Genomic DNA, 12,193 nt, shown 5'->3' with positions numbered 1-12,193 from the left:
AGGCCATGCCTTCTGATACAGAAGAGATGGCCTTGTAGTACTGACTTATACCTTAGGGTTTGACATGAGTCGTTAAGCGTTAACCGTTATTAGTCAGTGCGTTACTCTTGGATTGACCGATACGCGTTAATAGGAAGTAACCTACTGAAGCTATCATCAAAGAGTCAATCGATGGGATCCCCGATAGGGTGAACCAACCATTTACCGTGCAAAAGCCCACTAATGAACCCACACCCCAAGCCACAAAAGTCATTGGCTTAATGGCAGGATCTTGTTGTAAGCAGGCTTCATCATAGCCGTTACGACGATTGATAAAGAAGTCGGCAATGTAGATCCCTGCAATGGGAGGGGTTGCGATACCCAAGAACAATAAGAATGGAATAAACCACGCCATAATATCCATGCTACCGACGATTGCCGCCAGAATACCGAGTACCACAGTGAGCTGCCATTTAGGGAACTTAGTAAACAGCGTTGATACCACTAAGGTGCCCTGGAACATGTTACCCGCGTTACCTGTGATGCAAGCAAACACCAGCAAAATAGCTGCAGGCAGCGTGCTACCAATAATCGCCATGGCAGACAATAGCGAGCCTTCAGAGGTGATAGACCCAGGTATCGCGCCCACCAAAAAGAGCACAGGATAGGCTAAACCAAAGGTTAATACACCCGCTAATACCGCATGCTTACGATTGTGAACAAAGCTGCCAAAATCGGGTGAGGTGGCCACTAAGACGATGATGGTACCCACTACCGATGACACCGCTGCACCGAAACTTAAGCTACTGACTTTCTCAACCACTGGCACCGAGGCGGTTAATGCCATATAAAGGATCACAAACATCAACAACACTATGATGGGCACGGCAAATTTTGATACCTTGCCCAGCGCTTCAAAGCCAAAGGCGGTAGAAGCAACAAAAATAACACAACCTAGGGCCACGATAAGCGCTACGGGTAGCTCAAGCCCAAATTGTGTGGCCAGCAGATCATGCACGCTGTGGCCAAACATGTTCGCCGTCACTGCTATCCAACCAAACAAGCTGATGGCCATGATGACATTGATGGCGATAGCACCTTTGCTGCCAAAGGAGTATTTCACAATGCCGTATGTGGGCAAGCGAGCCTGCTCACCAATGGCAATGTTGATCACCGCAAGCACGGTTAAGATTAAGCTGCCCACAGCAATCACCGCTGCTGCAGAGCCTAATGTTAACTGGCTACCGAGACTCGATGAGGCTAATAGCACTGGGGTTACAAGGATCCCTAGCAGGATCATTGCGATTTGAGCACCGGAGGCCGTGTTGGATTGTTCGGTATTATTTCTGCTACTCATAATTAGTACGCCTTAAATTCACAACTGAATGTGATTGAAGAGATCCCAAAGACAATCGGTGGTGACTTGTCGATGTTATTGTTATTTGTGTATCTCGATTTATGCGTTAACGGTTTATGCCTTGGTTGTCTTGATATAATTGCGCCATCCACCGGTCTCGGTGATTTCACGCTGTCCTTCGACCAGCCATGGCTCACCTAACACCCCCAGTACTTCACTACCATCGGCAAGCTTAACTTTACCGATAGCAAGGCCTGCAGGCTCATTGCTCAATACCGAAGCGAAGGCTTCCATAGGCAGTTCCCACACTTCAAGGTCAACGCTGTTGCTTGGCGCAGTGGTGCGGATCATTGCAGGGTGAACATCATTGATTGACCATAGGCGGTAATGCTGGTCGGTTTTATCTTCACGAATGAATTTACCGCCCACATTGATTAGGTTTGGGTTGAGTTCAAGGCCGCGCATTAGGGTGCCGTTTACTGCTAAAAGAGTTGTTTTAGACATAAGATTTACTCCGTAAAAAAAAAGGGTCCGGCCATGCCGGACCTCAAAAAAATGATTAGTGGTTGCGGATCCAGGTGCCCGTTGCACCATCAATGGCTTCGATAACGGTGCTGGCTTTAGTGATAAGCCCTGCGCCATCTGGATTACCGGCTAAGAATTGCAATAAGGCGTCGACTTTAGGCTTCATTGACCCTTCGCCAAATTGGCCTTGCTCGCCCAGTTTTTGCGCCTGTGCTGGATCCAGTTCACTTAGCCACTCTTGCTCTGGGGTGCCAAAGTTGATGGCCACCTTTTCAACGCCAGTTGGAATGATCAGCATGTCGGCGTGCAACTCTTTGGCGAGCATGGCTGAAGCTACATCTTTATCGATGACCGCCTCAACGCCCACCAAGTCCCCTTGTGCGTTGCGTTCCACCGGAATGCCACCACCGCCAGCGGCGATGACGAGTGCGCCACTGCCAAGCAGGGTTTTAATGCTGTCGGTCTCGATGATCTCTTGTGGGCTAGGGCTCGCCACGCAGCGGCGCCAACCGCGTCCTGAGTCTTCCATAATGTGCCAACCTAATTCGGCGGCATATTGCTCGGCTGTGGCTTTATCCATAAATGAACCAATGGGCTTATTCGGCGCTTGGAACGCTGGATCATTGGGATCCACCCGGGTTTGAGTTACGAGTGTGACCACAGGGCGGGCAATACCGCGGCGGCTTAACTCATTACTCAATGCCTTTTGGAACATATAGCCAATGGCACCTTGGGTATCGCCAACCGCGTAATCAACCGGAACAGGGTCGACTTCGTGGGCGGCCAACTCAGAGCGGCGCAGAATAAAGCCAACTTGAGGGCCATTGCCGTGGGTTAATACCAGATCCCATCCACGTTCAATTAAATCCACCAAGTAACCTACGTTATTCACCACCGTTTGGTACTGATCATTGATGGAGCAGTGGTCATCATTGTCTATCAACGCATTGCCGCCAAAGGCGACGACTGCTAAAGGTTTTTTAGTCATGGTTATTCCTAGTGTTCACGTTGAGTGGCAAAGGTTTGTAAAGCATCAACAAAGCACTGCATTGGTGCTGTGGTGATCCCGGCGCCAATTTGGCCTACACCCGCTTGTTTATGGGCGATACCTGTGTTGATGATGGGTAATACAGAGTGATCGGCAACCTTGCGCGCATCGATACCCGCCGCTGTTGGGGCAAAGTTAAGTGCTGGCAAGGTAAAGGCAGGGTTACCGCCTAAGGTGATGGCCTGCATTGCGCGGCTATTATTAGTCGCATCAATCGGGGTGCCGCCGACAAACTTCACAATCGCTGGCGATGAAGCCATGGCAAAACCACCGACCCCCGCGGTTTCAGTAATGGCGCTGTCGCCTAAATCTGCCGCAGCATCTTCGACGCCATAACCTGGGAAAAACAGCCCATCGACCGGGTTTGCAGGTGCTTGGAACCAAGTGTTACCCGTGCCAGACAGGCGGATACCAAAGTTAACCCCGTTACGCGCCATCACAGTTACCATGGTGCTGTTAGGGATATTCTCGGCCGCTTTAAGCATGCTCTTACACGCTGCCATCGACAGGTTTAAGAAGAAATGATCGTTGGCGGTGATAAAACTAATCACTCGTTGGATCTGCTCTTTAGGCTCTGCGGTATTAAGCAGTGCTGGTACCAGTTGTTTTAACAGTAAGCCGGTTGCTGCCGCATTACGGTTGTGTACTTCATCACCCATGTGCAGAGCTTGGGCCATAATGGGCTTTAGCTCGATAGGGCCAGATTGAACCAACATGGCTTTCATCGCTTGAGCCAGCTCAGTACCCATCCACTCTAAGCGTTCAATCACGGCTGGGCTATTGGCACCAAAACGCAGCACTTTACCTAAGCCTTCGTTAAAGTTGCTGTAGACGCGCTCATTACCATTATTTGGGTTTTCGACCACCCACAACGGCATTGAACGGCTAATGATCCCGGCCATTGGGCCTACGGCATCAAAGTGATGACAAGGCTCGAAGGTCACTTCACCTGCGTGGATCAACGCCTCTGCTTGCTCAAGGTCATCAGCCCATTTTTCAAATAAGATGGCACCTAAAATCGCCCCTTGTACTGGGCCGCACATCTCCTGCCACGCAATCGGTGGGCCTGCATGTAGGATCAGTTTTTTCTCTGCTAGGGTGGGTATCGCCTCGCCAGCAAGCATCACATCGACCAGCATAGGTTGGGCGGCTAAGTAGCGCTCCATGGCCGTTTGGTTGGCAAGCTCAATCTCTGGTTGGTTGAGTAATTCTGCTAGGGCTAAGCCGCCTTGACGATCGCCACCTGCTGGAGGTTGCCAGTTCATGGCTATCGCTTCACCGCCGGCACGTTCAATGTTAGTGGCGAAACTTGCTAGGCCTGCATTGAGGACTGTCAGTTTCTGAGTGAAAAGTGCTTTCATTTGAATTACCTATTTAGCAAAGTTGAGAAATGAATTTCGCAGCAAGGTGCGCAGCATCGGCATTGCTATCTGCAATTAATACCCCGGCCTCGCTCAAGGCATCACGGGTTAAATCACGAGACTGGGGATCTAACTCTGTGCCGCACACATGGGCAATAAACAGTGGTGCAGTGGCGGTTTTGCTACGAACCGTGTCAATCACATCAAGTAGCTCAGTCAGTGGGGCTTCTGACGCGCCATAACCTAACACCACATCAAACAGGATCACGGCGGTGGCTGGGTCTTGAGCATCTTGTAAAATGCGCTGGTTACGTAATGTCGGGTCGATCATCGGATGCGGACGACCTTGGGTGAAGGCATCATCACCGAGATCCACTATGGTGTGCTGCTGGCTTGTCCATACATCATCAAGCTGGCTGTTACCTTGGGTTGGCGTGTTTGAATACGCATTTATGCCATATTGGCTGGCAATAATTTGCGCTTCGAAGCAGAAGGTTCCGCCGGCAAAGACCCCTCTAATATAACGCTGGCTAGGCAATAACTTGCTGCTTAGCGTAGTTAACACTGAATCATCTTTTGGCTGAGTTTGTACGTCTGGAATCGCTTGCTGGTTTAACACTGCCACTGCCACTTCGGCAGAGTGCGCCAACGAGTGGGCAGCATAAACCCCATCGAGTGCCATTGAGGAATCTGCCGCGCCAAGAAAATGCACCACAACCGGTTTATCAACTTGGGCTGCGGTCGCTAAAATTTGCTCTGCAATCGCCTTTGCGGGTGGCTTAGAGATCAGCACGATCACCTTAGTGGCCTCATCATCGGCAAGTGCCTGTAGGCCATGCAGCATAGAGATACCGCCCACATCTTGGTGCAGATCATGACCGCCCGTGCCTAACGCTTGCGATACGCCTTCACCCAGTTGATGAATGCGGCAAGTGGCTTCTTGTAGCCCAGTACCAGATGCCGCAACGACGCCAATCGCGCCGCGGCGTACGACGTTTGCAAAACCTAGGGGAATACCGTTGATAATGGCGGTGCCGCAATCGGGTCCCATGACCATCAGTTCTTTTTGCTGGGCCAGTTGTTTGATGGCGCGCTCATCGGCTACCGATACATTGTCGCTAAACATCATGACGTTCAGCCCAAGATTTAAGGCTTTTATCGCCTCTGCGGCGGCATATTCACCAGGGACAGAGATCATCGCCAGGTTAGCATCAGGATGTTGGGTTAACCCAAGCGCAAAGCTGGTCAGTGGCTGAGAGAACTGTTGGCTGTCATTGCCTGCATCGGGTTTTGCCGTGAGCGCCTCAAATGCGATTTCAATCGCTTCTTGGCATGCTGCCTCGTCGCCTTTTACCGCGACAACCAGATCATTGGGCTTGGCAATAATATCGCTGCCAAAACCGGCATCGGTCATGCGTGCTAAGTTCGCTTCTGTGCCCATGGCGACAGAGGCCTCTTCTATGCCACTCATTTTATTGAGGCGGGCTGAAATCTGCATCAAGGAAACGGAATCCTGATAGAGATTTTCAAATGTTTTATATTTAATGGTCATATAAGTACCTGTTAAAATAAGTTTTAATTCAGTAATACGTTATTGAGGCAATACAGCATTCCCGCAAGGGTGTCGGCACCTGAGCTGGCGCCAATGTTGAGGTTAGCCATCACTCTGTGGTTAAGTATCGAGGCGTCCGTTGCGGTAAATAAATCATGTATTAGCCATTGCACTGGGTGCGAAAAATGGTGATAAAGAGCCAATGTTAAATAATGTGCGCTAATCTCATTGGTCTTATTAATATCTAACAGTATTGCTGTTTTAATTTGATTAAAAAGCGTTTCGGCCTGCGGATGCACTGTGGTTAAACTGGATAGTACCGCCAGCACGCCTATTAAAAAGTCATCACCTGATGGTGTGAGTCCCTTACCATGACCTATATTTTTAGCTAATTTTTCTGAGTGAATATAAATACAGTTTGGGAGTGTTAATCCTAAGTGTTGAATATATTCAGCAGCAGAGTTAATGGTTAACTTTTCCTTACTGGAAATATACTTTCCAAGTAAGGCTTCCGTCATACCGACATTATTTTTAATACGGTAATGATTAATCGTTAATAACGCTGGAGCTTGTTGCCACTTTCTGGCTGTAAGGGTATTAATTGCTAAGTTTACAGTGGACTTTAGCCGTATCATGCCACCTCGCATAAATAGCGTCTCGCCCACCTTTATCTTGTTGGTTAATGGCCCTATCGACTCGAAGTCACACTGATATGCAGTGGGAGTCGCTGGTAAACGTGTATCAAGAAGGGATACCCAAGGCGTGTCAATCAGATCGGTTTTGATATTCATCGACCGCCGAAAAACGCTGTGTACCTTGCCGTTAAATGATGTTGCTGGGCAAAGGTATCCCTTAGTGAGCGAGAGTATCATCTCATCGACTTACTTAAGTCCTTCGATGATATTTTCGCTATTTGATACCCAACCGAATATCGCGCCCTGCGCCTTGATCATATCAAGGGTCGATTGATGGAATTCTGGGAAGTAAGACCCAACACAATCTTCAGGCACAATGCACTCATAGCCGCGGTCATTGGCTTCTCGTACTGTAGTACCAACGCACACTTCGGTGGTGACGCCACACACAATCAAGGTTTTGATATTGTTGTTTTGCAGGATTAGGTGCAGATCGGTTTGGTAAAACGCCCCTTTACCTGGCTTGTCGATAATCGGCTCGCCAGCAATAGGGTAGAGTTCAGGAATGATATCGTGACCTGCTTCGCCGCGGATAAGTATACGGCCTTTTGGCCCTTTCTCGCCGATAAAGGTTTTGCCACCACGGGTTAGTTTTGCTGGTGGGCAGTCGGTTAAATCGGCGCGGTGACCTTCGCGGGTATGGATAACCATGATCCCCGTTTCGCGGGCGGTGTTTAATAATTTGCCACAAGGTTCAATTGCGCTGCGCACTAAAGAGACATCGTTACCTAGCGCTTCGCCAAACCCACCAGGCTCAACAAAGTCTCGCTGCATATCAATGACGACTAGCGCAGTCGTTGCTGGATCGAAGTTTAATGCAAATGGTTCGGCTTGAAATAATCTAGTCATAATTTAATAACCTTTATAATAATTGGGCCGGGTTAACTCAAAGTGGTTAACACCGTTTGATAGTATCGGGCTAATATTGATTAAAAAAGTGATAAAATCAGGCTTGAGAAATCAAATAATTTGATGCTTTAACCTGTTAAAGCGACGGCTCTCTCAATATGATGATGCCTATAGGGCGCAGGTCTCGTCTTAATTGGTATTGGGCTAGGATGCGTCAAATATTTTGACGCATCACTTCGCTTTAATTGTTTAATGAGGGGGGTGAAACTGTGAATTGGCTCACACGCTAATCCCTCAGAAAATGATGCAGGACGCGGTTAGGCGCGTTATAGCAGTTTAGTCGCACCACTGATTGGCGTGTTCGGGTTGCATTAAGTACTCAATACACCAATTTAATACCGGGCTTTCACGGTTAGCATGCCAGGCATAAAACAGCTGAGTAGGTTGTTTGTGTTCGACAATGGCCTTTTTAATCACCTGACCTAAATCAAGCGAGGTTTTAATGCGGTGATGCGGGATATAGCCTATCCCTACGCCACGCTCAATTAAGGCTATTGCCGTTGATAGCTCTGGCGCGTAAATGATTTTTTGTCCGGTGAGGGACCAGGCATCTTGTGGCAGGATATGTTTGGCGGTGTCTTTAACCACAATAACGGGATATTGTCTTAGCTGCTCGGCCGTTAATACGTTGATTTGGCTGGCTAACGGGGAAGATTGCGCCACGATGAAATCCCACTCAATTTTACCAATTGATTGCGAAACCACCCCTTCCATCTTGGGGGCGGAGTGCGGCGCGCCAATTACCAGATCGGCTCGTCTATCATAGAGTGCATCCCAGCAGCCATTGTACACCTCTGTGGTGACTGAAATTTTTGTGGATGGAAATTGCTGATTAAGTTGCGCAATTAGATCGATTAATCCATCACGATTAATTATGTTGTTAATGGCAATATTAAAGGTGGCATCAACACCGGTGCAGATCATGGCGCTGTTACGCACTAGCTCGTCATAGGTATCGAGCATCCACTGACTATGATCAATAAAATATTGCCCAGCCGGGGTGAGTTTGATCTGTCGTCCCTTGCGGTCAAATAGAGCAAATCCAAGCTCTTCTTCCATTTTTTTTACCGTGTAACTCACGGCGGACGGTACGCGATTGAGTCGTTCGGCTGCAACCGCAAAACTCCCCGATTTAGCGATCAAATGGATGGTTTTAAAGGCTTCCTTAGACAAAGGCATAGTGAGATTCGCTTTGGTAAATTTTTGGCAGTATATGCTTTTGGTCGCACTAAGCAAATCCCTTCAGTCGACTCTATGCTGGGGACGATGGATAGAGGGGGCAGTTTGGGTCTCATGCTGTGATAACCATCAACTAGCTTGGTGCTGCTCATCTTATAATTGTGCTGGCTTGCAATAAAGGGGCTTTAATAGCAGGTGACTTTTAATCAAGTGGGCTGGTAATCAAGCAGGCATGTAATAAAGCTGGCTGGTAATAGAAGGTATGGCAAACAATAGGCTGAGCTAATAACAATGCGATGAGCAGGGTCATCGCATTGTTAAGTGCTAAGGGGTGGTTGCGCGCTTTAGCCAAAAAACTCGTAGGCCAGCAGTAAGGTTAAGCCATAGCCGCAGGTGTAGCACAACAGAAGTGCTGGGACATATTTTAAATAGGCCACAAAGGTCAGCTCTTTGACCTTACTCATGGCGATGATGCCCGCCGCGCTACCAATGACCAGCAATGAGCCGCCAACCCCAACAGAATAGGTGAGGCCTAACCATTCTGGGGTGGTCAGCACCGGTTCGGCTTTCAGTAATGCGGCTGTTAATGGCACGTTATCGAGCAATGCCGAGCCTATACCTGTGACAAAGTTAGAGATATTGGGATCAAACTTGGCATACACCTCGGTGAGCAGATGCAAGGTACCAATCTCTTTAAGCATGCCCACCAATAATAATATGCCGAGGAAGAACAGTAGGGTGTCGAATTCAACCTGACGAATATATTCGAGGATCTGTAACTCCTCTTTATTACTGCGAGAGGTGGTGCCCACTAAAAACATCACCGACAACCCAGAGAGGAAAGTCAGCACGGGTGGAATACCAAACAAGATATTGAGCACCATGGTTAATATGATGGTGATCAGAAAAATAATGGCGATGAGCACATCTATACGGCTGTACTGAGGCTTTATCGGCGTGGTGCTCACTCGTCCTTCGGCTTTGAGCGAGAACAACACTGCCAGTAACATGACGCTTATCGCGGCGGGGATAAACAGTATCAGTAACTGCGAGATATGCACATGGCCGCCAAGGAAGATCATCAAGGTGGTCACATCACCCGTGATCAGCGCGACACCGCCAGAGTTGACCGCAAAGATGATTAATACCGACATACGGCGTTTCATCTGGCTTTCAAGTTGAAAGGTGGTTAATAACCCGAGTGAAACCAAGGTGGCGGTGACGTTATCACAAATGGCCGACAGCACCAGCGAGAACAAGGCCACTTGGATCATCAGCATGCGTACCGATACTTGCTGTGGAAATAACTTTTGCACTAAGACTTGGATCATCCCTTTGGCATTGAGATAAGCCACAAAGGTCATGGTCGACATAAGGAACAGCCACAAGGTGGCGATTTCTAATAGGTTGTGATCAAGTTCCTGGGCCATTAGCCGCTGGTGATCGGCATCGTTTGCGGCAACAAACAGGGTTATCCAGGCTATACAGCCAAAAAACAAGGTAGTTTTAGCTTTGTTAAGGTGAGTCACCTCTTCAAAAATGATGCTTAATAGCGCTAGCACAGCAAGGGTGATCAGGAAAATGTCGAGCATACATTGGTTCCTACGGCCGACTTAAGTCCGCACCTCATGGCGATGAGAATGAAGATTTAAAATCAAGGTTATATTAAGGTTGTTGTGATAGCTGGCGATCAGACCATAGGAAAGTGCAATAGGCAAGCGTTACCTTAGTCTAACTTTGCAGTAAAACTGTGATGCGGATAGGCTTTTGAGGGGGCTGTTCATGTTTAATGTGCTGCAATTGCAGGCTTTGGTAGATGATTTAACTGTTTGCTGGCTGTGAATCGTCCGTTAACATTAGCTTCTACTTTATTATATGATTGCTCATTTTATGTGATTTTATCGGTTTAGCGTGGCGGGCTCCTTATGGGCATGGGGCAGATAAACAAAAAGAGGACACTAGGTCCTCTTTGTTTTGTTAGGCATACGCGTTATCGGTACTGCTTAACGCTGGTGTTATTTAGCCATTTTTGCAAACACGCGATCGGCAGCGGCAAGCGTTGCTTCAATCTCTTTGTCGCCATGAGCCATAGACAAGAAGCCTGCTTCATAGGCGCTTGGCGCTAGATAAACACCTTCATCTAACATGCCATGGTAAAACTCTGGGAAGGCCTCGGCATTACATTGAGTGACTTGGTCGAAACGTGTGACTTTCTCTTCGTCAGTGAAGAACAAGCCAAACATACCGCCAACATAGTTGATGCTCAGTGGAATACCATGTTTGTTGGCCGCCGCCTTAAAGCCTTCGGCAACACGTTTTGTTTTATCAGCAAGCGCTTCGTAAAGACCTGGCTCGCTGAGTGCTTCCATCTGCGCAAGACCGGCTGACATCGCAATCGGATTACCAGACAGGGTACCCGCTTGATAAACTGGGCCCGTTGGCGCGATAAACTGCATCACATCTTTACGGCCACCGAAAGCGCCTACTGGCATGCCGCCGCCGATCACTTTTCCTAATGTGGTGAGATCGGGCGTGATCCCGTAGTGGCCCTGAGCCCCGCTTTTCGATACGCGGAAACCAGTCATCACTTCGTCGATAATAAGCAGTGCGCCGTATTGATCACACAGGGCACGCAGGCCTTCAAGGAAACCAGGGATTGGCGGAATGCAGTTCATGTTGCCAGCTACAGGCTCAAGAATGATGCACGAGATCTCTTCTGGATACTGTTCAAACAGCGTTTTAACCGATTCAAGTTCATTATAAACGGCGGTTAGGGTGTGCTTAGCAAAATCTTCAGGAATACCAGGAGAGCTTGGCTGACCCAGAGTCAGCGCGCCAGAACCTGCTTTTACGAGTAAGCAGTCCGCGTGGCCGTGGTAGCAGCCTTCAAACTTAAGGATTTTATCGCGACCAGTGAAACCACGAGCCAGACGAATGGCGCTCATGGTCGCTTCAGTACCTGAGCTCACCATACGGACTTGTTCCATCGATGGCACCATCTCGATCACTTTTTCAGCCATGCGCACTTCAAGTTCAGTGGGGGCACCAAATGACAGGCCATTTTCCACGGCGGCCAATACCGCTGCACGAATCTTTGGATGGTTGTGACCTAGAATCATCGGTCCCCAAGAGCCAACATAATCGATATAGGCTTTGCCATCGGCATCATAAATATAAGCACCATCCGCTTTTTCGATAAACAGTGGCGAACCACCAACACCGTTAAAGGCACGTACTGGCGAGTTAACGCCACCAGGAATAGTTTTTTTAGCCTGTTCAAATAGGGTTTCAGAGCGGGTCATGCTAGATCCTTTAAAGTCAGTTGCCAGATTAAAAATCGGCTTTTGTGAATATCAATTAACGGCTCATTAGGGTTGCTCAACTTGTGCCGCAACCCTTTATATCACTGCAAATCTTGCCATGGACATGCATAGCCCACCGTTACCTGCCTGTTTTTCTTGCGTTCGTGGCAGCGGGGCATAAGCACCATCTTTGCAATGCTGTGTATCAATTTTGTGGGTTAAGTGCAACTTAACAGCGCCTTGTTAGCGTTTTACCGTGAGACAAAACCTTGCGCCTGAATATAAG

10 protein-coding genes are annotated in these 12,193 nt (G+C 48.4%); all 10 read right to left on the bottom strand.

Annotated features, from left to right (window positions below; translation table 11 throughout):
• Positions 1–79: 79 nt before the first annotated feature.
• The 10 genes from AC5YB1_RS15505 to hemL all read right to left on the bottom strand — a co-directional run bounded on the left by AC5YB1_RS15505 (position 80) and on the right by hemL (position 11,907).
• Positions 80–1,336 carry a cytosine permease gene (locus tag AC5YB1_RS15505; protein WP_494519905.1) on the bottom strand — a complete coding sequence of 419 codons (1,257 nt, stop codon included), beginning with the start codon at positions 1,334–1,336 and terminating at the stop codon, positions 80–82.
• 114 nt (positions 1,337–1,450) lie between these two features.
• Entirely contained in the window at positions 1,451–1,840 is a 390-nt protein-coding gene (locus AC5YB1_RS15500) for an allophanate hydrolase-related protein (protein ID WP_494519904.1), read from the bottom strand.
• Between the two features lie 55 nt (positions 1,841–1,895).
• Complete coding sequence (gene arcC, locus AC5YB1_RS15495) at positions 1,896–2,849, bottom strand: carbamate kinase (protein ID WP_494519903.1); 954 nt, start codon at positions 2,847–2,849, stop codon at positions 1,896–1,898.
• 8 nt (positions 2,850–2,857) lie between these two features.
• Complete coding sequence (locus tag AC5YB1_RS15490) at positions 2,858–4,270, bottom strand: YlbE family protein (RefSeq protein ID WP_494519902.1); 1,413 nt, start codon at positions 4,268–4,270, stop codon at positions 2,858–2,860.
• Positions 4,271–4,283: 13 nt separating this feature from the next.
• Positions 4,284–5,822 carry an acyl-CoA synthetase FdrA gene (gene fdrA, locus AC5YB1_RS15485; RefSeq protein ID WP_494519901.1) on the bottom strand — a complete coding sequence of 513 codons (1,539 nt, stop codon included), beginning with the start codon at positions 5,820–5,822 and terminating at the stop codon, positions 4,284–4,286.
• Between the two features lie 23 nt (positions 5,823–5,845).
• Complete coding sequence (locus AC5YB1_RS15480) at positions 5,846–6,694, bottom strand: oxamate carbamoyltransferase subunit AllH family protein (protein ID WP_494519900.1); 849 nt, start codon at positions 6,692–6,694, stop codon at positions 5,846–5,848.
• Between the two features lie 9 nt (positions 6,695–6,703).
• Positions 6,704–7,366, bottom strand: coding sequence for a cysteine hydrolase family protein (locus AC5YB1_RS15475; RefSeq protein WP_475516029.1), 663 nt, complete (start codon positions 7,364–7,366; stop codon positions 6,704–6,706).
• 336 nt (positions 7,367–7,702) lie between these two features.
• Positions 7,703–8,605: a LysR substrate-binding domain-containing protein gene (locus AC5YB1_RS15470; protein WP_494519899.1), complete on the bottom strand. Its 903-nt coding sequence runs from the start codon at positions 8,603–8,605 to the stop codon at positions 7,703–7,705.
• A gap of 344 nt (positions 8,606–8,949) precedes the next feature.
• Entirely contained in the window at positions 8,950–10,197 is a 1,248-nt protein-coding gene (nhaD, locus tag AC5YB1_RS15465; protein ID WP_494519898.1) for a sodium:proton antiporter NhaD, read from the bottom strand.
• A gap of 423 nt (positions 10,198–10,620) precedes the next feature.
• A complete protein-coding gene (hemL, locus tag AC5YB1_RS15460; protein ID WP_475516032.1) occupies positions 10,621–11,907 on the bottom strand; it encodes a glutamate-1-semialdehyde 2,1-aminomutase in 1,287 nt (428 codons plus the stop codon).
• Positions 11,908–12,193 lie beyond the last annotated feature (286 nt).

This window comes from Shewanella sp. 433, assembly GCF_059338565.1.
This window is presented reverse-complemented; position numbering and strand designations above follow the sequence as displayed.

Bases quoted from the DNA above. Each gene is read 5' to 3' on its own strand.
- AC5YB1_RS15505 (WP_494519905.1), bottom strand. From the start codon at position 1,336: ATGAGTAGCAGAAATAATACCGAACAATCCAACACGGCCTCCGGTGCT.
- AC5YB1_RS15500 (WP_494519904.1), bottom strand. From the start codon at position 1,840: ATGTCTAAAACAACTCTTTTAGCAGTAAACGGCACCCTAATGCGCGGC.
- arcC (WP_494519903.1), bottom strand. From the start codon at position 2,849: ATGACTAAAAAACCTTTAGCAGTCGTCGCCTTTGGCGGCAATGCGTTG.
- AC5YB1_RS15490 (WP_494519902.1), bottom strand. From the start codon at position 4,270: ATGAAAGCACTTTTCACTCAGAAACTGACAGTCCTCAATGCAGGCCTA.
- fdrA (WP_494519901.1), bottom strand. From the start codon at position 5,822: ATGACCATTAAATATAAAACATTTGAAAATCTCTATCAGGATTCCGTT.
- AC5YB1_RS15480 (WP_494519900.1), bottom strand. From the start codon at position 6,694: ATGATACTCTCGCTCACTAAGGGATACCTTTGCCCAGCAACATCATTT.
- AC5YB1_RS15475 (WP_475516029.1), bottom strand. From the start codon at position 7,366: ATGACTAGATTATTTCAAGCCGAACCATTTGCATTAAACTTCGATCCA.
- AC5YB1_RS15470 (WP_494519899.1), bottom strand. From the start codon at position 8,605: ATGCCTTTGTCTAAGGAAGCCTTTAAAACCATCCATTTGATCGCTAAA.
- nhaD (WP_494519898.1), bottom strand. From the start codon at position 10,197: ATGCTCGACATTTTCCTGATCACCCTTGCTGTGCTAGCGCTATTAAGC.
- hemL (WP_475516032.1), bottom strand. From the start codon at position 11,907: ATGACCCGCTCTGAAACCCTATTTGAACAGGCTAAAAAAACTATTCCT.